We start from the raw sequence: 23,094 nt of genomic DNA on the forward strand, positions 1-23,094 counted from the left end.
ACGGTTGAAAAGGGCACTCGGTCGAGCTGTTTCATGGCGGTTTTGGTTGCTTTTCGAACCGCCTGACCATACACGGGATTCTGTGGGGAGGAACTCTGGAGCCTGTGGCAGCGGAAGCACGTGGAGGCGTGGCTGCAGCAGGGATACCGGGCTTTGCTCTCCGCCATAAACCCGCAAAGGGCCCGAAAAGGGAAGAGGGGAAAGTTATATGAAGTCGCTTTTAAAATTAAGTGCGCTGATAGACCTTGCAAGCGAAGCGCTGGGCAAGGTCGCCGGTTATCTCGTGCTCATCTGCTGCCTCGTCAGCGCCGGCAACGCCATGGTCCGCTACGCCCTGAACTACAGTTCAAACGGCTGGCTGGAAATCCAGTGGTACATGTTCGCCTTCATCGTGCTGATCGGCGCATCCTATACGCTGCGCATGAACGAACATGTGCGAGTGGACATCATTTATGGCGCGATTTCGCCGCGCAGCCGCATCTGGGTGGATATTATCGGCATCGTGCTGTTCCTGTTGCCCGGCTGCTTTTACCTCGCCTGGCTTTCCTGGCCCATGTTCGCCCTGTCCTGGCATCAGAACGAAATGTCCTCCAATGCCGGCGGTCTTATCCGCTGGCCGGTGAAATTCATCATTTTCGCCGGTTTCGCTCTTCTGGTTCTTCAGGGTTTTTCCGAACTCATCAAGCGCATAGGGGCCCTTAACGGGCTTTATGCGCTCGATACGAAGTACGAAAAACCCCTGCAATGATCACACCGATCTGAACCTTCAGGATATTTCCCATGTTCGAATATGGTATTCTTCCGCCACTGATGTTCCTCGGCATGATCATCTTCATGCTTTACGGATTTCCGGTTGCTTTCTCGCTCGCCACCGTCGGTCTCGTTTTCGGCATCATCGGCATCTTCACCGAGCATTTTTCACCGGCTTTTCTTCAGGCGCTGCCGCTGCGCATCTTCGGCATCGTCTCGAACGACCTTCTGCTGGCCATCCCCTTCTTCACCTTCATGGGCGCGATCCTCGAGCGATGTGGGCTTGCGGAAGATCTGCTTGAAGGGACCGGCAAACTGTTCGGCGCCATTCCCGGCGGTCTCGCCTATGCCGTCATCATCGTCGGCGCAATTCTCGGCGCGATTACCGGCACGGTTGCCGCCTCGGTCATCACCATGGGCGTCATCTCCCTGCCGATCATGCTGAAATACGGCTACAATCCGCGGCTTGCCACCGGCGTCATCGCCGCATCGGGAACAATCACGCAGGTCATCCCGCCTTCGCTGGTTCTGATCGTTCTTGCCGACCAGCTCGGCAAGTCCGTGGGCGACATGTATCTCGGCGCCATCGGCCCGTCGATCCTGCAAGTCGCCATCTTCATGCTCTTCATCCTGTTCATGTCGATCGTACGGCCGAAGGACCTGCCGGCGCTGCCGCCGGAAGCGCGCGGCGAACTCGACCGCAAGCTGGTGTTCCGCGTGCTGGCGGGCATGGTCCCTTCCATCGTGCTGATCTTCCTCGTGCTCGGCACCATCTTCCTCGGCCTCGCAACGCCCACCGAAGCCGGTGCGCTCGGCGTCGTCGGTGCAATGGCCTTGGCAGCCGCGCACCGCCGCCTCAGCTGGGATCTCGTCAAGCAGGGCATGCATTCCACCATGCATATCACCTCCATGGTGGTGTTCATTCTGGTCGGCGCCACCTGCTTTTCGCTCGTTTTCCAGGGCATGGACGGCTCGCTGTGGATCGAACATATGCTGTCGGGCATTCCGGGCGGCCCCATCGGCTTCCTGATCTTCGTCAACATCTTCATCTTCTTCCTCGCCTTCTTCCTCGATTTCTTCGAGATCGCCTTCATCGTCATCCCGATGCTGGCCCCGATCGCACAGGCGCTCGGTATCGACCTGATCTGGTTCGGCGTGCTGATCTGCATCAACATGCAGACGAGCTTCATGCATCCACCCTTCGGATTTGCGCTGTTCTACCTGCGCTCCATCGCACCGCGCACGGTCAAGACGTCGGATATCTACATGGGTGCCATTCCATGGCTCGGCATGCAGCTCATCCTCGTCGCCATCGTGATCTTCTGGCCGGAATCCGTTACCTACTGGCTGGACAAGGCACCCGAAGTCGATCTGAATTCCATCAAGATCGAGATACCCTCATTTGGCAATCAGGGCGGCAACACCATGCCTAATTTCGGTCAGCCGGGTGGATTGCCAGGCATGCCTAATCTCGGCGAACCACCGAAGATCGGACCGTAAGAGCTGTCTTGTAAGGACCTGGCGAAACGCTTATGATTGCGGAGTGGAAGACAGGGTTGCAGCCCTGCCTTCCGTTTTGCTTATCGTTTGAAATGAAGCCGGACAGTCAGTGACCAGCCTGTCCGGTTTTTTCTAACGACAAACGCAATGCTCAGTGGTTTCCACATCGCATCACCTCCACAGTTGAGAGCAGGGTCTTTGCCGAGGTCGGCGTGGCAAATCCCCGCCGACACTCCGGCTGGTCGCGGAGCCTGCTGCTTTTGCTCACAACGGATTTGATCGTAAATCATCCTTTGTTGTCGGACACGTGAAGGCATGCGCGCACAACAAAAACCCCGGAGATCGAAATCCCCAGGGCCTTTGCTCGGTCCGCCGTCACCGAATAATCAGAGCTTGCCGTTACGCTGCTGGATCATCATGAAAGTATCGAAAGTGTATTCCGCAAGCTGCATCCACAAATAACCTTCGCGCTTGAAGGCAACCTGGTCCTCGTAGATCTTCTTGAAGTCCGGATTGGACGCCGAAATATTGGCATACACTTCCAGTGCGGCCTTGTAGCAGGCCTCGAGGATTTCCTGGCTGAACGGCCGCAGTACCGCACCTTCCGACACCAACTGCTTGATGGCGATCGGGTTTTTCGCGTCGTATTTCGCCATCATACTGGTGTTGGCGAAAGCGCAGGCATCCTGCAGCGCCGTCTGGTAGTTTTTCGGCAGGCTGTTCCACTTGTCCAGATTGACGAAGGAATGGATGACCGGGCCACCTTCCCAGAAAGCGGGATAATAGTAATATTTGGCCACCTTCTGGAAGCCGAGCTTGTGGTCGTCGTAAGGACCGACCCACTCCGCCGCGTCGATGGTGCCTTTTTCCAGCGCCGGATAGATGTCGCCGCCGGCGATCTGCTGCGGTACAACGCCGAGCTTTTCCACTACCTTGCCGGCGAGACCGGCAATGCGCATCTTCACGCCCTTGAAATCGTCGACGGTATTGATTTCCTTGCGGAACCAGCCGCCCATCTGCGCGCCGGTATTGCCCGAAATCATGCCGTAGAGATTGTGTTTGGCGTAAAACTCATTGAGTAGCTTGTTGCCGTTGCCTTCATAGAACCATGAGTTCGTCAGACGGGCGTTGAGGCCGAAGGGTATCGCCGTGCCGATGGCGAAGGTCGGATCCTTGCCGACGTAATAATAGGAGCAGGTGTGGCACATTTCCACCGTGCCTGATGACACGGCATCGGCCGCCTGCAGGCCGGGCACGATCTCGCCCGCAGCAAAGGGCTGAATGGTGAAATTGCCGTCGGTGGCAGCGGCGACGTGTTTGGCGATATCCTCGGCGCCGCCATAGATCGTGTCGAGCGATTTCGGAAACGACGACGTCAGGCGCCAGTTGATCTTGGTATTCTGCTGTGCAATGGCGGGCGCAGCCAGAGCTGCAGTGGCAGCTCCCGCAAGCGCACCTTTTTTCATAAAGGAACGGCGATCCATCTATATCCTCCCAGATATGAACGCTGCCCGCAGCTTTGAATTCCCCTCGTTGCTGTTCAGGCATCACAGCAAAGTAAGCACGGTTACCGCCCGGCTGACAAGCACCCGCGCCAAGAATTAATCACGGAAAAACCGGCCTTTCCGGGAATTTTCCGAAACTCTGCTTCGCATTTTATTTGCAACTGAAATATCCCGGCACCGCCTTATACTTTAGGCGCATACAGGATCGTCAGAACGCAAAACGCGTGCTTGACTTGGCCAGCCGGCAGTCGCACAAATTTCGAAGATTCGTCCCGGAGCCACCATGCCAAAACCAATTATCGCCGTACCCGCCGACATAAGGCATTTCACCGGGGCCGACTGGCACGCCGCGCAGAACCAGTATGTTTCCGCCGCATTGAAAGTGGCTGGTGTCATGTCCTTCATCATCCCGGCCTTCGAGGACGGAAACGAGGTTGACGCCATTCTCGACCGGGTGGACGGCCTGCTCGTGTCCGGCTCCGCCACCAATGTGCACCCTTCCCTTTACGGAAAAGAAGCGCAGGAGAGCGACGGCCCGTTCGATCAGGCTCGCGACGCCACCAGCCTGCCGCTCATCCGCCGCGCCATCGAGCGCGGTATTCCGATGCTGGCCATCTGCCGCGGCATTCAGGAACTGAACGTCGCACTGGGCGGTACGCTTGCTTCGGAAATTCAGGAGCAGCCCGGCATATGGGACCACCGCAAGCCGGAACATGACGACCGCGACGTGGCCTTCGCCATCCGCCAGCCGGTACATGTGCGCGAAGGCTCCTGCATTGCGCAGCATCTTGGCATATCAGGCGAAATCCAGATCAATTCGCTGCACCGGCAGGCGATTGCCGAGACCGCACCACGCCTGCAGGTGGAAGCAACGGCGGCGGACGGCACGATCGAGGCCGTTTCCGTCATCGACGCCAAGGGCTTCGCCGTTGGTGTGCAGTGGCATCCGGAATATTGGGCCGAGACAGACGCACCCTCACGGGCATTGTTCGAGGCCTTCGGCAAGGCCGTCCACGACTATCGAAACAGCAAGGTCTGAACCGCCGCTGATCCCCTCGGCCCACAAGAACACAAAAAAGGGGCAAGCCTGAAGGCCTGCCCCAAGTCTGGGAGGAGGATTTAGCGCTTTGCGCGTTTCTTCTGCCGGTAGACGTCAGCAACGACCGCGGCCACGATGATGAGGCCTTTGACGATTTCCTGGTAATAGGCATCCACCCTGAGGAAGGTGAAGCCCGACGTCATGACACCGAGAATGATGGTGCCGATCACCGTTCCGGTGATGCGCCCGGCACCGCCGGCGAGCGACGTGCCGCCGATAACGGCCGCGGCGATGGCGTCCAGTTCATACATCACGCCCATGCCGGCCTGCGCCGTCTGCGCGCGGGCAGCGGTGACGACGCCGGCGAGACCGGCCAGCATGCCGGCAATCGCATAGACCTTGATCAGATGCGCCTCGATATTGATACCGGAAACGCGGGCCGCCTGCTGGTTGGCGCCGATGGCATAGGTGAACTTGCCGTAACGCGTATAACGCAGCGCCACATGGAAAATGACGGCGACGACGAGGAAAACCACGACCGGCCAGATACCCGTGCCGATGAAGTTGAAACCGTCGGTGAGCCCCGAGATCGGCTGGCCCTTCGTATACCATTTGGAAAGACCGCGCGCCGTCACCATCATGCCGAGTGTTGCGATGAAGGGCGGAATTTTGGTACGCGCGATGAGCTGTCCGTTGATGAAACCCGCCAGGGTACCGGCCAATATGCCGACCGCGAGCGGTATGAAGAAAGGCAGATCGGTCAGCCCCGGATAGAGAGCTCGCGGCCATGTGGAGGATTGCGCCACGCTGGCGGACAACATCGCCGTCAGGCCTACGACGGAGCCGGAGGAGAGATCGATACCGCCGGTGATGATGACCTGGGTCACGCCAACCGCGATGATGCCGATGACAGAAACCTGCAGGATCATGATCGTCAGGCGCTGCTGGTTCATGAGGAAGCTCTGGCCGATGAAAATCCAGCCGAGAATTTCATAAACCAGCGCGATGCCGATCAGCACGAAAAATATATTGGCCTCGGGCGGGATGCGCCGGTGCGGCTTGCGTCCGGATTTTGCATCCAACTCCGTGTTGGCGGCGGCGTTCGTATTCATAATCGTTCCTCCTCGAGAAATCCCGGCGCGCCTCACCGCGATGCGAGATCCATCACTTTCACCTGCGTGGCTTCACTTCTATCAAGGAAGCCCGTCACCCGACCTTCATGCATGACCATGACACGGTCGCTCATACCCAGAACCTCCGGCATTTCGGAGGAAATCATGATGACGGCGACGCCCTGGCGCGCCATCTCGCAAACCAGCTTGTGAATTTCGGCCTTCGCCCCGACATCGATGCCGCGCGTCGGCTCATCCAGAATGAGAATGCGCGGTTGGGTCAGCATCCAGCGACCGATCAGAACCTTTTGCTGGTTGCCGCCGGACAGGTTTTCGATACGTTCGTAAAGATGCGGCGTCTTGACCCGGAGCTTGCGGCACATCTCCTCGCAGGCTTCCGAAAGCGCGTTTTCCTGCACGAAACCATTGGCGACATATTTGTCCTGCAGGACGGCGATCTGCATGTTCTCAAGAATATTGAGGATCAGCAGGCACCCCGTATCCTTGCGGTCCTCCGTCAGAAACGCCATGCGGTGACTGATAGCCTTCGTCGGGCTGTCGATCGAAACCGGCTTGCCGTTGATCGTTATCGTTCCTGAGGAAGCGGGTGTCACACCGAACACGGTTTCCGCCACATTGGAGCGGCCCGAGCCGACAAGACCTGCAACGCCGAGAATTTCACCGGCGCGGACATCAAAGGAGACGTCATGGAACACGCCATCAAGGTTCAGGTTCTTGACCGACAGAACGACGTCGCCGATCGGAACCTCTTCCTTGGGGAACATCTGGGTGATTTCCCGGCCCACCATCATGCGGATGATGTCATCACGCGTCACATCGGTGGAAGCGTGAGTGCCGATATATTTGCCGTCGCGGAAAACCGAGAACTCGTCGGCGATCTCGAACAGCTCGTTCATCTTATGGGTGATGTAGACGATGCCGATGCCGCGCTCCCTGAGATCACGAATGATGCGGAAGAGATGCTCGACCTCGCGCTCCGTCAGCGCAGATGTCGGCTCGTCCATGATGAGAACGTCAGAATCGTAGGAAACCGCCTTGGCGATCTCGACCATCTGACGGCTTGCCACCGAAAGCTCACCAACACGGGTTTCCGGATCGAGATCAATACCCAGCCTCTCAAGCAGGGTCTGGGTGCGGCGATACATTTCGCCATGATCAATGAAGCCCAGCCGGTTTTTCGGCTCGCGGCGGATCCAGATGTTTTCCGCAACCGTCATGTAAGCCATCAGGTTCAGTTCCTGATGGATCATGGCGATGCCGTTCTCCAGCGCATCGAGCGGGGAATCGAGACGGATCGGCGCGCCTTTCAGGCGGATTTCGCCTTTGTCCGGCTGGTAGATGCCGGCGAGAATCTTCATCAGCGTCGATTTGCCGGCGCCATTCTCGCCCATCAGCGCATGCACGGTGCCGCGCTTGAGGTGGAACTGCACATCATCGAGCGCCACGACGCCGGGAAATTCCTTGCGTACGCCATCCGCTGCGAGAAGAAACTCCGCATTCGGCACGGCTCCGCTGGCGCGCACGGCGGCCATTGTCGATGGACTGACGACCATCTCACCCTCCACAATAGACAAAAATGACCGGAGATAGGGTTTTGCCAGAGGGCGCACCTTGCCTCCGGGGAGGCTTACAGCGCCGTGCCGATCACGACACAAGGGCGCTGTAACACTTTGAATTCACTGAAATCCAATCGCAATCCGCTCACACACCGAAGCTTGCTCCCCAGTGCTGACGGGAACCGGCATCTGCCTCCGGGATCACCTGAAACAGACGCAGATGCCGGAAGGGGCCGTTAGTTCTTGGCCACGTAGTCCTTGACGTTTTCAGGCGTGACGAGCTGGAAAGGAATGTAGACCTTCTTCTCGACCTTGTCGCCCTTGACGAGCTTCAGCGCAGCATCGAGAGCACCCTTGCCCTGCCCCGCCGCATCCTGAAAGACCGTGACGTCGAGATCGCCCGCCTGCATGGCCGCGAGCGCATCCTGCGTGGCGTCAACACCGGCGACGACATAGCCTTTCATATCCTTGCCCGCGGCCTTCAGCGCCTGGAGAGCACCAATCGCCATTTCATCGTTGTTGGCGATGACGGCGTTGAACTCGATGCCGCTGGAGAGCCAGTTGGTCACGAGGTCGGAACCCTGCGTACGCTGCCAGTTCGCGGTCTGCTCTTCAACCACGGAAATGCCCTTGCACTCGTCGGTCTTCAAAACATCTTTCGCAGACTGTGTGCGCATGCGCGCAGCCTGGTTGGAAAGCTCGCCCATCATGATGACCGCATTGCCCTTGCCACCGAGAAGGCGGCAAACCTCTTTGGCCTCAAGCGTGCCGGCAACCGTTTCGTCGGAGGCGACGAATGCCTGGCCATCAGGCAGGCTGTCGACGTTCACCGGCTGGCGGTTGACGTAAACAAGCGGAATTTTGGCATCGGCGGCAAGCTTCGACATGGCCGCCGTCGCATCCGTGTCAACCGGGTTGACGATGATCGCATCGACCTTGGACGCGATGAAATTCTGAATCTGGCTCTGCTGCTTGGCGACGTCGTTCTGCGCGTCCTCGACCTGCAGGGTGACGCCCTTCAGTTCCTTGGAATAATCCTGCATGCCGTTGCGCAGCACTGTCAGGAAGTTGTCGTCGAACAACGCCATCGAGACACCGACTGTCTCCGCATGTGCCGCTGTGCCGAGAAGCGCAGACATGGCTGCGCCGATGATAAATTTCCTCATTGTTTTTCTCCTCCATGGCGTCCGGCGCCGCCTCTCCCAGCCGGAGGCGAACCCGAAAGCCCGCCGCAACCTCCTCACATTCAGAAAACGGAATAATGAAACCGATTTTCTGCCTGTTCGATATATTTATTCCATTTTTGGTTCGAACGTCAATGCTTTCTTCGCAGCCCAGCTGTGGAGCGGCGCACAAGGCCGTGATGATTGGACATTCAAGCGGACGAGCGTTCCAGACGGGATTGCCGATGAAGGTGCTGAAGCTCCGTTTGCCTCGTCCTGCCCTTGAGGCAGGGAAGCCATAAGCCGTTGAAATTACGGCTCCCGGTTCGGAGCCAGGATGAACTCGGCTGAGATGGAAGATTTATTCCAAACCGGAATCCGCCGGCCCTCTCTTCAGAAGGCCGGCGGAGCATCGGATTTATTCACCTTGGAACGTTCATGCGATTCACCATGCCGCCTGTGGAAATCTGGCGGCAGACGGACGGCGGCAAATGGAAGTGCGTAGCGCCTTACGGGTGGGAGCCAGGCATGACATCGGCGGGAATCGGGCAGACATAGTTGCTGCCTTCGGTCTTTTCCTGCCACTCCTTCCTGGCATTGGCGAGCAGTTCCGGCGAGGTCATCAGCGCAAGGCCTGTCGACGCCATTGCCTTGGCGGCATGCGCCATGGCTTTGTGGGCGGCAGGGCTTTTGCCCTGCGCCACCACCTGCCAGGTATGCGGATTGGTCCCAATCGCCCAGGCCGGCGTCCAGCACTGCGCCGTTGGCGTGACCCAGCTAACGTCACCGACATCGGTGGAACCCGCCCGGAAATGCGACTGGCCCTCAAAATCCCGCAGGCCGAGATGCAGCGGCGTCGAACCGTCGATCTTCCGGTTGGAAAAAACATCGCCCTTTATCTGGTAGAGCCGGATGCTGCTTTTGATCGCCTCGTCGGTGAAAGTATCCTGAATGCGTTTGGCGAAATCGATATCCGCCTCGTCGAAGGCGACAGGGCCAAGCGCAACCATGTTTTCATGCATCGCCGTTTCCAGCGTGATGTTGGGCAGAAGGTTGGTGGAAGCGGTATCGAAGACGATCTCCACTTCCGTTTCGGTCATCATCGCCGCGCCGCGCGCCACCTTGTCCACCCGTGCGGCAAGATCGAGCGCCTGGCGCATTTCCGGGGCGCGGATCAGGTAAAGTACTTCGGCCTTCGCCTGCACCACATTCGCCGCCTTGCCGCCGGTATCGGTGATCGCATAATGCACCCGGCAATCCTGCGGCATATGTTCGCGCAGGAAGTTGACACCGACATTCATGAGTTCGACGGCATCGAGCGCCGAACGCCCTAGATGGGCGGCGTTGGAGGCGTGGGCTGCAACACCCTTGAAACGGTAGAAATATTCCAGCACGGCAAGATTATTGGTGGAACGTACGCCATTGAAGGGTGCCGGGTGCCAGGTCAGCGCCGCATCGACATCATCGAACAGGCCGGCGCGCACCATGAAGGTCTTGCCGGAACCGCCCTCTTCGCCCGGGCAACCGTAATAACGCACGGTGCCGGGAAGATTATTGGCTTTCAGATGCCGGGCGAGCGCAATAGCGGCCATCAATGAGCCGACGCCAAGCAGGTTATGGCCGCAGCCATGGCCGGTGGCGCCTGCCTCGCGCGGCTGCACCTGCGCCACATCGGCCAACTGACTCATGCCGGCCAGCGCATCGAATTCACCGAGGAAGGCGATAACTGGCTTGCCGCTGCCGAATTCGCCGATAAAGGCCGTTTCCATGCCTGCAACGCCGCGGTGAACATCAAAGCCATTTTCCTCGAGCGCGGCAGCCAGGACACCGGCAGATTGCCGTTCTTCGAATTTCAGCTCGGCAAAATCCCAGATATTGTCACTTAGGGTAGTGAAATCGGGCTTCATTGCCTCGACTGCAGCGGCAATCGACATCACGGCATCACGGTTCATGGCTTGTCCTCGCATTTCCGCCCTTTGCGGGCACGCGCAAGCGCTTCGGTGGAAACTCCGCCAAATCCTTACGCTCTATGATGGAAAGCCCGCGCCGGGGTCCGCCTCCGGCGCGGGCGATAGTGGATCAGTTGTCGACCGAGACTTCCCAAAGACGGGCGTTCGACTGCCAGACCGGCTGGCCCTTCAGCTTTTTCGTCGCGCCCCAGACATCGACCATGTCGTAAAGGAAGATGCCCGGCATTTCCTTCAGCATCAATTCGTGAAACTCGTCGAAAATCTTCTGGCGCTTGGTCTGATCGGCCTCGACATAGGCCGCCTTCATCAGTTCGATCGCCTTCGGATCATCCCACATCAGCGATGCGTTCTTATCCTTGTTGCCGACATAGAAGGCGTACATCAGTGCCGGGTCGAGACGCGGAGCGACCGACTGCGAGATCACCTGATAATTGCCGGAACGGCGGCGATCCACCTGCGTCGCATAATCCAGCACCTCGATCTGCACGTTGAGACCCGCCTGCTGCATCATCGCCTGCGCCATGACGGCGGCCGGGAAACTCGGCACGTTGCCGCGCTTGTTGGCGATGATCGAGATCGGCTCGCCCTTGTAACCGGCGGCGGCCAGCTCCTTCTTGGCCGCTTCGATGTCATAGGCCGGACGCTTCTTCTGGGCCTCGTCGTAATAGACCGAATCCTGCGAGACCATCGAACCGTTGGCTTCACCCGTACCGTTCGATGCAGCCGCGACCAGTTCGTCGAGATCGAGCGCCATCGCCATGGCGCGGCGCACACCGGGATTGCTCAGCACCTTGTCGCGGGTCTGGATGTAGAACAGGTTCTTGCCGTTGTTGCGGGAGACGATGAGCTGCATCTTCTCATTGGTCTTGAACTCCGGAATGAGATCGGGAGAAATCTCGGCCGTATCGAGCACGCCGGATTCAAGCCCGGCCTTCACGGTCGAGGCATCGGGAATGACCATGAACTTGATGCCATCGGCGAGCGGCCGCTTGGAGCCAAACATGCCATCCGGCTTACCGTCATTTGCCGGCGAAACATAATCGGCAAATTTGGCAAGACGGATATATTCGCCCTTCTTCCACTCATCCCACTGGAACGGCCCGGTGCCGATCGGCTTGGCGAAGCTGCCATCGGCAGCAACCGATTCCGGCGAGATCATGCCGGTATAACCGCATTCCGGCCGCGACATGAGGCCGAGGAAGACGCCTGACGGCTTTTCAAGCGTGATCTCGACCGTGGATGCATCCGTGGCCTTGACGCCGGTGACGTGTGCTGCGCCGCCTTCCGCGAAATCGTTGAGGCAGGTCCATTTGGTTTCCGGCTTCAGATAACGTGTCCAGTTCCAGACGACATCCTCTGCGGTGAGCGGCTTGCCATTGTGGAATTTCACGTCCTTGCGAAGCTTGAAAGTATAGATCAGGCCGTCAGAAGAGACATCGACGGTTTCGGCGAGAAGCGGCTTCACCTCGCCGGCATTGTTATAACCGACGAGGCCTTCGACGATGTGCAGGATAACCCCGTCCGTATTGCCGTCGCGGTTCACGCCCGGATTGTTGCTGCGCAGATCGGAGCTTTGCGCGATGGTGATATCGCGTGCTGCGGCGATATTGGCGGTCACGAGCAGGGCAACGCCTGCAAGAAGAAGTTTTTTCACTGTTCTACCCTCTTTGTTGTCATTGATTGTGAGTGATTAAAACCCGTCCCAGCAGGCCTGTGCCAGCCGGCCGATCGTTTCGAGCGCGATGGTGTATCCCGGCGTGCCGTCCGGCAGGGTGTGCGGCACTTCATCGGTATAGGCGGTGATGATGAAAGACGGCGCGCCGTTCCTGTAGACGATGCCGGCATCCATGCGGCCGCGCTTGCCGCGTCCGCTCTTACTCGCCACCGTGGCCTCGAAAGGCAGACGGGAGCGGATTCCATAACGCAAAATCTGGTTCTTCAGCGTCTGCATGGCCCACTCGCACAATTGCGGGCTGCAACCGAGTTTTGCCTGTGCCTCCGGCGAGGATTGCGCATCGAGAATAGTCTGAAGCAGCAGCACCTGATCCGCCGCCGAGGTGGTGGTGACGGTCTTCAGCGGATGATCGGCCGCCAGCGCCAGCGGCGGAATGAGGAAACGATGATGGGTATTGGCCATGCCGAGTGATTTGCAATAACCATCCACCTCTTCCAGCGTCAGCCTCTCCAGCACCATCTTGGTGCAGACATTGTCGCTCAGCACCATCATGCCGGCGAGCGCATCGCGCAGGGAAATGACAATGCCCGGCGTCAGATAGCGGAACATGCCGCTCGCCACTTCTTCCGCCAGCCTCTTTTCATAGGTGACGGGCTGGTCGAGATCGATCCGCCCTTCGCTGGCGGCCTTGAGCACGGCCATCATGATCGACGTCTTGCGGGTGCTGCCCGATGGCGTTTCCTCGTTTTCTCCCCGCCCGATCTCTTCGCCGGTCAGGAGATTGCGCACCATGAAGCGCGTCACGAAAGGCTGTGCATCGCAGATAGCATTCAGTTGGGCAGCCACAGTCATTGTCATGTTCCTGTTAAACTTCATCTTCCAGACGCCATTTGAGTGTCACACCGCCCTTTTCATTCTGGTCGAGGGCGGGAATGGCCGAGAGCAGCCGGCGCGTATAGGCTTCTCTCGGACTGTCGAAAATCGTGTCGCGGTCGCCCTCTTCGATGATGCGGCCGTCCTGCATGACGACGACACGGTCGGCCACCTGCTCGACCACACCGAGATCGTGGCTGATGAACAGGCAGGAAAAACCGTAACGTTTCTGCAGATCGGAAAAGAGATCGAGCACCTGCGCCCTCACCGTCACGTCGAGCGCGGAGACAGGTTCGTCAGCGATCAGGAAACGCGGACGGCGGGCAATGGCGCGTGCAATCGCCACACGCTGGCGCTGGCCGCCGGAAAGCTCGTGCGGGTAACGGGTGGCATAATCAGCGCCAAGTCCCACCTCTTCCAGCGTTTCCAGCGCGCGTTTGCGCTTGGCGGCCTGGTCGAGACCGGGCACGAGGCGCAGAGCCTCCTCCACGAGCGCCTGAATGGTCATGCGCGGATCGAGAGAGGAATAGGGATCTTGAAACACCATCTGGCAATTCAGACGGTAGTCTTTCCAGTCCTCGTTGCGCTCCCGGCCCTGAAAGCGGATTTGCCCTTCGCTTTCCTTGACGAGACCGGCGATGGTGCGGCCAAGCGTGGTCTTGCCAGAACCGGAGCCACCGACCAGCGCCACGACCTCGCCTTCGTGAATATCGATGCTGACGCCATGCAGCGCCCGCTTCGATTTGGCTTTCTTGAGCAGCGACTTGCGACCGGCATAATCGACGACGATATCGCGAGCCGAAACCATCGGCGCCTTGGAGGTGTCGATGTTGCGCGGCTCGCCACGAAATGGCAGGGAGGAAAGCAGCTTTTTCGTATAGGGGTGCTGCGGCGCATCCAGCAGGTCCTCGGTGCGGCCCTGCTCGACGATCGCGCCTTTTTCCATCACCACGATGCGGCTGGTATAACGCGCCACCATGGGCAGGTCGTGGCTGATGAGGAGAACGGCAGTGCCTTCCGCCCGCGTCAGCTCGACCATCAGTTCCATGACATCGCGCTGGATGACCGCATCAAGCGCCGTCGTCGGTTCATCGGCGATCAGCAAAGCGGGTTTCAACAGCATGACCGAGGCCAGCATGATGCGCTGGCGCATGCCGCCGGAAAACTCGTGCGGATAGGCCGCCAGCGCACCTTCGGGGTCGCGGATGCCCACCCGTCGCAGCATGTCGAGAATTTTCTCGCGACGCTCTTCGGGCGACAACTTCGTGTGAAGGATCAGCCCCTCCTCCAGCTGCCGGCCAATCGTCATCGATGGGTTGAGGGAGGTCATCGGCTCCTGAAAAACCACGCCGATCTCCGCGCCGCGGAGACGCCGAAGCTCCTTCACCGGCAAGGACATGACATCCTGCCCCTTGTAGATGATCGACCCGCCGGTGACGGCGATGGCCGGCGGCAAAAGCGAGATAAGCGCGCGGGTTGCGAGCGTCTTTCCCGAGCCGCTTTCGCCGACGATGCCGAAGATTTCGCCCGCGGCAATATCGAATGAGACATCCTTGACGACTGGGTGGCCGGTTCTGGCGACCTCCAGCGAAAGGCCGCGAACGGTGAGAAGCGTACTATCAGTCATTTGAGACCTCTCATGCGCGGGTCAAGCCTGTCGCGAAGGGCGTCGCCCAGAAGATTGATGCCAAGCAGCGTCAGCGCGATGCAGAGACCGGGGAAAAGCCCGAGCCACACGGCCTGCTGGATGAAGGGCCGGCCGGCGGCCAGCATGTTGCCCCAGGTCGGAGCCGGCGGCGGCACACCAAGACCGAGGAAGGACAGCGCGCTTTCCGACAGGATGGCCCAGCCGAACATGGAGGTGGCAAGAACCGTGATCGGCGCAATGCAATTGGGCAGGATGTGGCAGAACATGGTGTAAATCTCGCCATTGCCCATTACCAGCGACGCCTCGATGAATTCCCGCTCACGCAGAGAAAGCACGGCACCGCGCACCACGCGGGCCATGGATGGCGTGTAGGCGATGCCGAGTGCGAAGATGATGCCATACTGATTAGCGCCGAAAACCGCGAGCAGCCCGAGTGCGAGTAGAATACCCGGAAAGGCCAGGAGCGCATTGTTGATGGCCATGATAACGCCATCCACCCAGCCGCGTGCATAACCGCTGACAAGGCCGATCAGGGTGCCGCAGATCGTTGCGAAGCTGACCGTCAGAAAGCCGATCCAGACACTGGCGCGCGCGCCGACCATCAGACGGCTGAGAACATCGCGCCCGAATTCGTCGGTGCCGAGAAGATGGCTCGGACCGGGTGCAGCCAGACGCGAAGCGAAGCCGAGCTTCATCGGGTCATAGGGCGTCCAGAACAGGCCGGTCACGGCAGTGATGAGCAGGAGGGCGATGAGAAAGCCGCCGATAAGCCCGTTAAGTGTGAACTTTTTCATTCGGCAACCACACGCGGATCGAAGAGGGGATAAAGAAGGTCGACGAACAGGTTGACCAGCACATAGGACAGCGAGACGAACAACAGGCAGCCCTGTATGACCGGATAGTCGCGGGCAAAAATACTGTCGACCATCAGCCGTCCGAGGCCGGGAATGGTGAACACCGTCTCGATGACGGCGATGCCGCCAAGAAGATTGCCGAGAATGAGGCCGATCATCGTCCAGGTCGGGCCGAAGGCGTTCTTGAACGCGTGCCGCCAGAGAACCGCACTTTCCGAAAGCCCCTTGGCGCGGGCATGGGTGATGTAATCCAGCCGCAGCACTTCCAGCGTCGAGGCGCGCGCCATGCGGATCAGAACACCCATTTCATGGATCACCAGCGTCATGACAGGCAGGACCAGATAAACCATGCCGCCGACCAGATTGTCGCCGATCGACACATATCCCAGCACCGGCAGCCAGCCGAGCTTGAGGCCGAAAAACAGAAGAAGCAGAAGACCCAGCCAGAATGTCGGAATGGACAGCAGCAGGGTTGCCGTTCCCACCAGCGCAAGATCGGTCAGGCTGTTCTGTTTCCAGGCGGCGATCACGCCTGCCGGAACCGCAATCAGGCTGGCGAGCAGCACGGCGACCACGACGATCTCGGCGCTGACGAGAAAGCGCGAGACGACCAATGGCAGCACCGCCTCGTCATTGACGATGGAGCGGCCAAAATCGCCCTGCACCACATTGCCGGCCCAGATGAGGAACTGTTGCGGCATGGACTTGTCGAAGCCGAGTTCGGTCCTCATCGCTTCGATCTGTTCCGGTTGCGCCATGTCACCCAGCATCAGGGCAGCCGGATCACCCGGAATAAAGCGGATGAGCGCGAAGACCGTGATCGACACGAATGCGATCGTCGGCAGCGCCATCAAAAGACGGCTCAGTATGAATCTTATCATCGGTTCCCCACGATTGATGGCGGGGAATGGTATCCCGCCTCTATCGGTTTCGTTGCTGGCGACTATGACGGATTGATAAATAAGGCGCAATATTATGCATAAATGTCATATATCTATGCAGAATGACGGCGCGTTTGATCCTGATGAGGACAATGAGATTTTCCGCCCAAAATCCCGTTTTCAGTCGATTTTTTGCGAAAGCTGGATTTCCCGCTTCAAGGCATCACTCAGCGCCTGCGCAGCGATGGACAAAGGTGCGCCGGAAGCGCGGGCAAGACCGAACTCCTGCGCCGCCTGGGGAACGAATGGTCGGGCAACAACGGGAAGATGCCGGTAGAGGTTAGCATAAAAACTGCTGATGATCGTTACTCCCAACCCATGCGCCACATAGGCGCAGGCGGAACTGTTGGTGTGGGTCTCGATCTTCACCATCGGCTTGACGCCGGCCTTTTTGAAAACCTGATCGAGCGCCATGCGGTTCGGCCGCTGGCGGCCGATCAGAATGAGTGGAACATTGCGCAGGTCCTTGACTGTGATTTCGTCAAGCTTGGCCAGCGGATGATCCTCACGGACCACGCAGACGCTTTTGCCGGTCGCGACACGCTCGACATCGATGCCCGGGCCAATCTCGCCCTCCATCCGCAGGAAACCAAGATCGATCACCCGCTCGCCAACGAGCTTGTTGATGGCGGTCGTCGTTTCGAAAAAGGTCTCGATACGGACGCCGGGAAAATCCCTGACATAATCGATCAGCATGGCGGGCGCGAAATTTTCCCACATGCTGCTTGGCAGGCCGATGCGGACGATTTCCGGGCCAGCCGCACCATTGCGCAGATCCTCGGCGTGGCCGGACATGCGATCGACCGCAAGCAGCACATTCTCCGCATCCCGCGCAAGAAGCACCGCCTCCGGTGTCGGGATCAGCCGCCCCTTGTCGCGGGCAAACAGCGTCAGCGACAGGTCCGCCTCGAGCTGAGCCAGAAGCCGGCTGATACCGGACTGGCTTAGCCCCATGGCCTTGGCGGTGGCGATGGTCGAGCCGGTGGAAAGAAGCGTGCGAAGGACTTCGAGCTGCTTGATATTCATGAGGCCAGCACCATGGGATGAAATGACGAGCCGGTTTCGGTTCAGACCTTTTGCCGCCGATAGGCCTTCATGTCACCGGTTTTTTTCGCTTTGTCATGCGGTCCGCTCGGTCGCCGGTTACAATTCCACGTCGTAGACCCTGTCGTGGGTGGCAACACGGGCCTCTCCTGATGGGGTCACCCACCCCCGGAACATGCCGGGCGTATTATAGGGTGCGGCAATGCCGCCTTCGGCATCGATGGCGACAAGACCCGCACCGATATCGTAGGGCGCCAGATCCTTGTGGACGAGGTTGCCGGCGGCGGTTTCCAGATCCTGCCCGAGATAGGCGACACGGGACGCGATCTCATGGCCGACGACGTAACGGATGAAAAATTCACCCTTGCCGGTGCCGGAAACGGCGCAGGCGCCGTCGCGTGCATAGGTGCCCGCCCCGATCACCGGGCTGTCACCCACCCGGCCGTCAGGCTTGTTGGTGTAGCCGCCGGTGGATGTCGCGGCTGCGAGATGCCCCGCCGCATCGAGCGCCACCGCGCCGACGGTTCCGTGTTTTTCGTTTTCCGTCGCTTCCGTACCGGCGGCGGCATGGACCTTCATGGCCGCCAGCGCCTCAAGGCGCTTTTGCGTGGTGAAATAGGATTGAGGTTCGGTAACAAGCCCCTTTTCCCTGGCAAAGCGATCGGCCGCCTCCCCCGTCAGATAGACGGCACGCTCATCCGCCATCAGCGCGCGGGCCGCCTTGACCGGATTGCGGATGGCGCGGGATGCGCTGATCGCACCCGCTGCCAGCGTTTCACCATCCATGATCGAGGCGTCGAGTTCGTGGATGCCATTCTCGTTGAGCGCCGCCCCATGACCTGCGTTGAAATGCGGGCTGTCCTCCATGACGACGACCGCCGCCTCAACCGCTTCCAGCGCAGTGCCGCCAGCCTTCAGCACGCCATAACCCGCGCGCAGTGCCGCCGCCAGATCGTGGCGAGCCGCCTCCCATTCCTCCGGCGTCATGCTGTCTTCCGGCATCACCCCGCAACCACCGTGAATGGCCAATGCGATCTTCGTCATGTCCTCACTCCACTGTCGCCCCGCCGCCGGCAGGGCCTCTTACCATCAATGAAAGGCGATATCGCCGATAACACGCACCCGTACCCGCCGCGCGCCGCCGGGCAGATAGGCGATGGGAATATCCTCCACCTCAAGCGTCTTGAGGCTCGCGCGCTCCGCTCCCGAAGCAACCGCCGCGTTCTGCGCTTCGGTCTCGGCTTTCGCAAGCGCCTCGTCGCGGCTCAACCCGGAAAAGACCTGATCCACCTCGCCGGAAACCTGCGCCATTGCCGCACCGAGCGCATTGGCAACCCCTGCATTTTCCACACGCAGCACCTCGGAAGCGCCCGGAACCCGTTCAGGTATCAGGAACGCCCCACCGCCGACCGCGACCAGCGGCACGTCTTCCGCAGAAGTCTTCATCTGGTCGAAACTGTCGGCCACCATGTCGCGAATGCGTTGAAGTGTCGCCTGCACGAATGCCGGATCGAGGTCTTTTACACGGTCCCTGTCGCCCATCTCGATCAGGCCTGCGGCAACGGCGATATCCGATGTCGTCAGTGTCTCGCCGCCGAAAACGCGGGCTTCGGTCAGGATGCGATACCCCACCGAGCGCGGGCCGATCTTGCCTGTCTGCGGGTCGACAATCGTCCCGCCGCCAAGTGCGATCGGTAGAAGATCGGGCATGCGGAACAGGGTGCGGACCCCACCAATATGGACAATGTTGTTCGCCTCACGCGGAAAACCGCCGACAAGGCAACCGATATCGGAGGTAGTGCCGCCAACATCCACCACCATGGCATCGGAAAGCCCGGTGAGGAAGGCGGCACCACGCATCGAATTGGTCGGGCCGGAAGCGAAGCTGTGCACGGGGTTTGCGGCGGCCACATCCGCCAGCGCCACGGTGCCATCGTTCTGGGTCAGATAGAACGGCGCTTTCACGCCAGCCTCCCATAGCGCATCGGAAAATGCCTGTACCGTGGTCTTGCCCAATGTCTGAAGGGCGGCATTCAGAAGTGCGACGTTCTCGCGCTCCAGGAGCCCGATACGTCCGAGCGTGTGGGAGAGCGTGATGCGCGCATCGGGGATCACCGAACGGACGATCTCCGCCGCCCTCACCTCGCACTCCGTGGTCAGCGGCGAGAAGGTTGCGGAAATGGCGATGGAGGTGATGCCCGCATCGCGGATTTTCATCGCCGCTTCACGGATTTCATCCGGGATCATCGGCACCAGCGGGCTGCCGTCATATTCATGACCGCCGTGGACCATGAAGATCAGCGGATCGACGGCCTCGTGGAGGTCTTTCGGCCAGTCGCACATGGGCGGCAACGAAGAACCTGTTGGTAGCGCGATGCGGATGGCGGCAACCCGCTCCAACCGGGCGCGCTCCACAACCGCATTGGTGAAATGGGTCGTGCCGATCATCACCGCGTCGATCGGGCGATCCGCCGCGCCGACATGACCCGCCACATGGGCAAGCGCCGCCTTCACGCCGGAAAGGACATCCTGCGTGGTCGGAACCTTGATGGAGGCGACAATCGTGTCGCCATCTATGAGAACGGCATCCGTATTGGTGCCGCCAACGTCAATACCGATGCGTTTCATGGGAATACCGATTTAAAGTCAATGTCATAACCGAAGGCACGCGGGCCGACGGCGGCGATGCCGGCAGGCGTCGTCAAGAGTTCCGGCGCCGGCAGGGCGACAACCGTTACACGCTGGCCATAACGCACCGATTCCGTGCCGATGGCACTGCCCGAAACGGTGTCGAGAAGGCAAAGCAGGTCCGGCGTCATGGCAACCGGCTGGCCATCGCGGAAGGCGACCGCCCATTCATTCTGGAAGGCGAGTTCCAGACGCGAGCCCCTGTCGGCGTCGATACCTTCAATGGTGGTGCTGCCGCGCAGGAAGCCGCCGGTGGTCTCGCGGGCCACATCCACCACCTTGCCGCGGAACAGCTGCTTGCCACCCTCATGGTTGAGAACCGCCTGAACCGGGTCATCATGGCGTGCACGCGCCTCCATCACCGCGCGCCCGAGTTCGGTCGCCTTTGTGACGGTGTAATGAATGCCCCATTCCTTCACTTCCTTGCCGGTGCGCGGCGCCTTGCAGGTGGCGGCGGTAGAGCCGACTTCGGTGCAGACCTTGCGCGAGATGCGCTCCATCCATTTCCACGATGCAGCGCGCGTCACGATCACCTCATTGTCTCGCACATCGACCAGCGACAGCGGAAACATCGGCAGATTGCCAATGGCGAATGAGGTCATCTGCGCTTCGGGATAAGCACGTCCCATGGCATCGGCATTGACGACGGGCCGGTCGAGCATGGCGGCGGCGAGAAAAGAAGACAGCGCATTCGAGCCGCCGATTTCCACGCTCATGATCGCCCGGAAAGGCTTGCCGAGATAATCCTCCATGACCTCGACCGCGCGGGCAAGATGAACGGGGTCTCCCAGCCGTTCCTGACCAACAAGCGGTGCACCCATCTTGGAGACGACCGCAACCATGTCTTCATCAGCAAGCGCCATGGGGTCCATGACCTTCACCCGTCTGCCTTCGGCATAAAGACGGCGCAGATTGAGCGTCGAGATATAGGGATTGCCTCCACCGCCCGTTCCCAGAATCCAGGCGCCGGTGGCAAGAGGTTCGATATCGTCTTCGGAAAATTCCTGGATCATGCGTCATCCTCGGGCATGCCGCAGCCTTTCCGGCGCAAGCGATGCTCCTTCCCTTTATCGTTCCAAGTCTCATCGGCCCCGCCCTGCGGCGGGACCGCTTTTCATGGGACGGAGATCACTCCGCCTTGCAGTCCCAATGGAAGTTGGAGAAGTTCAGGTCCCAGCTCTGCATGGGAATGAACTCGTAACCCTGAAGGCACTTGTTCGCCGCATAACGGCGGTTCGGCGCAACCGCCCAGACATCCGGTTGAAGATCGGCGATCTTGGTCTGCAGTTCCTTGTAGGTTGCGTTCTGTTCGCTGGTATCGGTCGTGGCACGGACCTTGTCGATCAACCCGTCGATTTCCGCGTTCTGCAGCCATTCCATCGACATCCATGTGCCTGATGCCTTGGAGTGATACTGGTTGTAGAACATCGCATCCGGAGACGGATAGGTCGGCGAGATATTCACCTGCGTCGACGCAGGCGTCGTTTCAGGCTTGGAGGAAAGCTCGACGATACGGTTCCACGGCTCTGGCTTGATATCGAGCGTAATACCGATTTGCTCGAGGCTGGATTGCAAAAGCAGTGCCACTTCCGCCTCGAAGGCCAGCGAAGCGACATAGCTGTTGACCAGCGTGATCTTCTGGCCGGCATATTTCGACTTCGCCAGTTCTTCCTTCGCCTTTTCCAGATCGTAGACGCCGGGCGGAATATCGCCGTTATGCGCGTCCTTGAAAGCGTCGGATAGCGGCCCCTGCATGTCGAAACCGGGATAGATCACTTCCTGGATCGTCTTGTAATCCGTCGCATAGGCAATGGCGCGACGAACGTGAACGTCGTCTGTCGGGTAAACCTTGGTGTTGAGCTTGATGACGAAACCGCCGGCGGTGCGGGTCTGGATGAGCTTGTAATCCTTCATCCGGCCGATGGATTCATAGGTGTCGTTGCCAAGGCCGTGCGAGGAAAGGCCAAGTTCGCCCTTTTCAGCCAGCGCCTTGACGGTAGCGTCGTCGCTCGTCTGGACGAAGCGTACTTCGTCGATCGGCTTGCCCTTGGTCCAGCCAAGGAAATAGTCCGCATTGCGGGCAATGACCATATCGGCAGAACGGTTGTAGCTGACGAGCTTGTATGGGCCGGAACCGGCGGAATGTTCGCCCACATAGGCCTCGCCCCACTTGTCTTCGGGCTTGGCATTGGCTTCGATCAACGTCTTGTTCAACGCCATCATCAGCGGCGTGGAGGCCATGAAGGGCGAAAACTGACGCTCGATCTTCATGACGAGCGTCGCATCGTCAGGCGCGGTGACGTTTTCGGGCTTCAGGACGCCGACGATGAGGTTCGACGGGCCCTTGTTGATGCCGAGCAGGCGCTGGATCGACCAGACGAGATCGGCAGCCTTTACCGCCGTGCCGTCCTGAAACTTCGCATCGTCGCGCAGGTGGAAGGTGTAGGTCAGGCCGTCTTCCGAAATATCCCAGGACTTCGCCAGATGCGGCACGATTTCGCCCTTGGCGTTCACCGTCGTCAGGCCGTCATACATGTTCACGATGGCCATGTAGCCGGTATAATCAGTCACTTTCGCCGGGTCGAGCGAGCTGAATATCTGCATGGTATTGACCGCGACCGACACCTTGTCTTCCGCAAAGGCAGCAGAAGGACCAAGCGGCAACGCGATTGCCGTGCCGAGCGCAAGCACGGCACGGCGGGAAGAAAGTCCTGGCATTTTCATTTTTCGTTCTCCTCTTTATTGCGGGTCATTT

Annotated in this window: 19 protein-coding genes; 4 read left to right on the forward strand and 15 right to left on the reverse strand. The window is 59.5% G+C overall.

Annotation, left to right across the window (positions count from 1 at the left end):
* Positions 1–208 precede the first annotated feature (208 nt).
* Positions 209–748, forward strand: a complete 540-nt coding sequence (locus tag AC5I5B_RS10055) for a TRAP transporter small permease subunit (protein WP_087745654.1) — start codon at positions 209–211, stop codon at positions 746–748.
* 32 nt (positions 749–780) lie between these two features.
* Positions 781–2,250 (forward strand): TRAP transporter large permease, encoded by a 1,470-nt coding sequence (locus AC5I5B_RS10060; protein WP_060724802.1) that lies wholly within the window; start codon positions 781–783, stop codon positions 2,248–2,250.
* A gap of 386 nt (positions 2,251–2,636) precedes the next feature.
* Here the strand turns inward: AC5I5B_RS10060 and AC5I5B_RS10065 are convergent, their stop codons facing one another.
* On the reverse strand, positions 2,637–3,734 hold the full coding sequence (locus tag AC5I5B_RS10065; RefSeq protein ID WP_003510333.1) for a TRAP transporter substrate-binding protein: 1,098 nt from the start codon (positions 3,732–3,734) through the stop codon (positions 2,637–2,639).
* 304 nt (positions 3,735–4,038) lie between these two features.
* Here AC5I5B_RS10065 and AC5I5B_RS10070 point away from each other — a divergent pair, with 304 nt between their 5' ends.
* The gene (locus AC5I5B_RS10070; protein ID WP_060724803.1) at positions 4,039–4,794 is read left to right on the forward strand and encodes a gamma-glutamyl-gamma-aminobutyrate hydrolase family protein; all 756 of its coding nucleotides are present in this window, start codon (positions 4,039–4,041) and stop codon (positions 4,792–4,794) included.
* Between the two features lie 80 nt (positions 4,795–4,874).
* Here AC5I5B_RS10070 and AC5I5B_RS10075 read toward each other — a convergent pair whose 3' ends face one another.
* From AC5I5B_RS10075 to AC5I5B_RS10085, 3 genes are all read right to left on the reverse strand, one after another.
* The gene (locus tag AC5I5B_RS10075) at positions 4,875–5,906 is read right to left on the reverse strand and encodes an ABC transporter permease (protein WP_003510336.1); all 1,032 of its coding nucleotides are present in this window, start codon (positions 5,904–5,906) and stop codon (positions 4,875–4,877) included.
* Between the two features lie 32 nt (positions 5,907–5,938).
* The gene (locus AC5I5B_RS10080) at positions 5,939–7,480 is read right to left on the reverse strand and encodes a sugar ABC transporter ATP-binding protein (RefSeq protein ID WP_111817678.1); all 1,542 of its coding nucleotides are present in this window, start codon (positions 7,478–7,480) and stop codon (positions 5,939–5,941) included.
* A 239-nt stretch (positions 7,481–7,719) separates the two neighbouring features.
* The gene (locus AC5I5B_RS10085; RefSeq protein ID WP_060726909.1) at positions 7,720–8,649 is read right to left on the reverse strand and encodes a sugar ABC transporter substrate-binding protein; all 930 of its coding nucleotides are present in this window, start codon (positions 8,647–8,649) and stop codon (positions 7,720–7,722) included.
* Between AC5I5B_RS10085 and AC5I5B_RS10090 the strand changes: the two genes are divergently transcribed.
* A complete protein-coding gene (locus tag AC5I5B_RS10090) occupies positions 8,621–8,932 on the forward strand; it encodes a hypothetical protein (protein WP_087745769.1) in 312 nt (103 codons plus the stop codon). The two genes, AC5I5B_RS10085 and AC5I5B_RS10090, sit on opposite strands and share 29 nt — an antisense overlap.
* 223 nt (positions 8,933–9,155) lie before the next feature.
* Here the strand turns inward: AC5I5B_RS10090 and AC5I5B_RS10095 are convergent, their stop codons facing one another.
* The 11 genes from AC5I5B_RS10095 to AC5I5B_RS10145 form a co-directional block, all read right to left on the reverse strand.
* Positions 9,156–10,598 carry a M20 family metallopeptidase gene (locus AC5I5B_RS10095; RefSeq protein ID WP_112958596.1) on the reverse strand — a complete coding sequence of 481 codons (1,443 nt, stop codon included), beginning with the start codon at positions 10,596–10,598 and terminating at the stop codon, positions 9,156–9,158.
* A gap of 127 nt (positions 10,599–10,725) precedes the next feature.
* A complete protein-coding gene (locus AC5I5B_RS10100; RefSeq protein WP_495752620.1) occupies positions 10,726–12,270 on the reverse strand; it encodes an ABC transporter substrate-binding protein in 1,545 nt (514 codons plus the stop codon).
* A gap of 36 nt (positions 12,271–12,306) precedes the next feature.
* On the reverse strand, positions 12,307–13,143 hold the full coding sequence (locus AC5I5B_RS10105; protein WP_162724167.1) for a serine hydrolase: 837 nt from the start codon (positions 13,141–13,143) through the stop codon (positions 12,307–12,309).
* A 13-nt stretch (positions 13,144–13,156) separates the two neighbouring features.
* Positions 13,157–14,791: a dipeptide ABC transporter ATP-binding protein gene (locus tag AC5I5B_RS10110; protein WP_112958593.1), complete on the reverse strand. Its 1,635-nt coding sequence runs from the start codon at positions 14,789–14,791 to the stop codon at positions 13,157–13,159.
* A complete protein-coding gene (locus AC5I5B_RS10115; RefSeq protein ID WP_112958592.1) occupies positions 14,788–15,606 on the reverse strand; it encodes an ABC transporter permease in 819 nt (272 codons plus the stop codon). Before AC5I5B_RS10115 ends, AC5I5B_RS10110 begins: the two co-directional genes overlap by 4 nt.
* Positions 15,603–16,547, reverse strand: a complete 945-nt coding sequence (locus AC5I5B_RS10120; protein WP_112958591.1) for an ABC transporter permease — start codon at positions 16,545–16,547, stop codon at positions 15,603–15,605. Before AC5I5B_RS10120 ends, AC5I5B_RS10115 begins: the two co-directional genes overlap by 4 nt.
* A 180-nt stretch (positions 16,548–16,727) precedes the next feature.
* The gene (locus tag AC5I5B_RS10125; protein WP_112958590.1) at positions 16,728–17,633 is read right to left on the reverse strand and encodes a LysR family transcriptional regulator; all 906 of its coding nucleotides are present in this window, start codon (positions 17,631–17,633) and stop codon (positions 16,728–16,730) included.
* A gap of 117 nt (positions 17,634–17,750) precedes the next feature.
* Positions 17,751–18,695 carry an isoaspartyl peptidase/L-asparaginase family protein gene (locus AC5I5B_RS10130; protein WP_112958589.1) on the reverse strand — a complete coding sequence of 315 codons (945 nt, stop codon included), beginning with the start codon at positions 18,693–18,695 and terminating at the stop codon, positions 17,751–17,753.
* 45 nt (positions 18,696–18,740) lie between these two features.
* Entirely contained in the window at positions 18,741–20,279 is a 1,539-nt protein-coding gene (locus AC5I5B_RS10135; protein ID WP_495752621.1) for a hydantoinase/oxoprolinase N-terminal domain-containing protein, read from the reverse strand.
* The gene (locus tag AC5I5B_RS10140) at positions 20,276–21,352 is read right to left on the reverse strand and encodes an S-methyl thiohydantoin desulfurase domain-containing protein (protein WP_112958587.1); all 1,077 of its coding nucleotides are present in this window, start codon (positions 21,350–21,352) and stop codon (positions 20,276–20,278) included. The genes AC5I5B_RS10135 and AC5I5B_RS10140 overlap by 4 nt, the downstream gene beginning before the upstream one ends.
* Positions 21,353–21,467: 115 nt before the next feature.
* Positions 21,468–23,063, reverse strand: coding sequence for an ABC transporter substrate-binding protein (locus AC5I5B_RS10145; RefSeq protein ID WP_112958586.1), 1,596 nt, complete (start codon positions 23,061–23,063; stop codon positions 21,468–21,470).
* Positions 23,064–23,094 lie beyond the last annotated feature (31 nt).

Source organism: Agrobacterium sp. (assembly GCF_059499945.1).

What these genes read in the sequence shown, in the direction of transcription:
- AC5I5B_RS10055 (WP_087745654.1), top strand. Translation starts at nt 209, where the DNA reads ATGAAGTCGCTTTTAAAATTAAGTGCGCTGATAGACCTTGCAAGCGAA.
- AC5I5B_RS10060 (WP_060724802.1), top strand. Translation starts at nt 781, where the DNA reads ATGTTCGAATATGGTATTCTTCCGCCACTGATGTTCCTCGGCATGATC.
- AC5I5B_RS10065 (WP_003510333.1), bottom strand. Translation starts at nt 3,734, where the DNA reads ATGGATCGCCGTTCCTTTATGAAAAAAGGTGCGCTTGCGGGAGCTGCC.
- AC5I5B_RS10070 (WP_060724803.1), top strand. Translation starts at nt 4,039, where the DNA reads ATGCCAAAACCAATTATCGCCGTACCCGCCGACATAAGGCATTTCACC.
- AC5I5B_RS10075 (WP_003510336.1), bottom strand. Translation starts at nt 5,906, where the DNA reads ATGAATACGAACGCCGCCGCCAACACGGAGTTGGATGCAAAATCCGGA.
- AC5I5B_RS10080 (WP_111817678.1), bottom strand. Translation starts at nt 7,480, where the DNA reads ATGGTCGTCAGTCCATCGACAATGGCCGCCGTGCGCGCCAGCGGAGCC.
- AC5I5B_RS10090 (WP_087745769.1), top strand. Translation starts at nt 8,621, where the DNA reads ATGGCTGCGCCGATGATAAATTTCCTCATTGTTTTTCTCCTCCATGGC.
- AC5I5B_RS10085 (WP_060726909.1), bottom strand. Translation starts at nt 8,649, where the DNA reads ATGAGGAAATTTATCATCGGCGCAGCCATGTCTGCGCTTCTCGGCACA.
- AC5I5B_RS10095 (WP_112958596.1), bottom strand. Translation starts at nt 10,598, where the DNA reads ATGAACCGTGATGCCGTGATGTCGATTGCCGCTGCAGTCGAGGCAATG.
- AC5I5B_RS10105 (WP_162724167.1), bottom strand. Translation starts at nt 13,143, where the DNA reads ATGACTGTGGCTGCCCAACTGAATGCTATCTGCGATGCACAGCCTTTC.
- AC5I5B_RS10110 (WP_112958593.1), bottom strand. Translation starts at nt 14,791, where the DNA reads ATGACTGATAGTACGCTTCTCACCGTTCGCGGCCTTTCGCTGGAGGTC.
- AC5I5B_RS10115 (WP_112958592.1), bottom strand. Translation starts at nt 15,606, where the DNA reads ATGAAAAAGTTCACACTTAACGGGCTTATCGGCGGCTTTCTCATCGCC.
- AC5I5B_RS10120 (WP_112958591.1), bottom strand. Translation starts at nt 16,547, where the DNA reads ATGATAAGATTCATACTGAGCCGTCTTTTGATGGCGCTGCCGACGATC.
- AC5I5B_RS10125 (WP_112958590.1), bottom strand. Translation starts at nt 17,633, where the DNA reads ATGAATATCAAGCAGCTCGAAGTCCTTCGCACGCTTCTTTCCACCGGC.
- AC5I5B_RS10130 (WP_112958589.1), bottom strand. Translation starts at nt 18,695, where the DNA reads ATGACGAAGATCGCATTGGCCATTCACGGTGGTTGCGGGGTGATGCCG.
- AC5I5B_RS10135 (WP_495752621.1), bottom strand. Translation starts at nt 20,279, where the DNA reads ATGAAACGCATCGGTATTGACGTTGGCGGCACCAATACGGATGCCGTT.
- AC5I5B_RS10140 (WP_112958587.1), bottom strand. Translation starts at nt 21,352, where the DNA reads ATGATCCAGGAATTTTCCGAAGACGATATCGAACCTCTTGCCACCGGC.
- AC5I5B_RS10145 (WP_112958586.1), bottom strand. Translation starts at nt 23,063, where the DNA reads ATGAAAATGCCAGGACTTTCTTCCCGCCGTGCCGTGCTTGCGCTCGGC.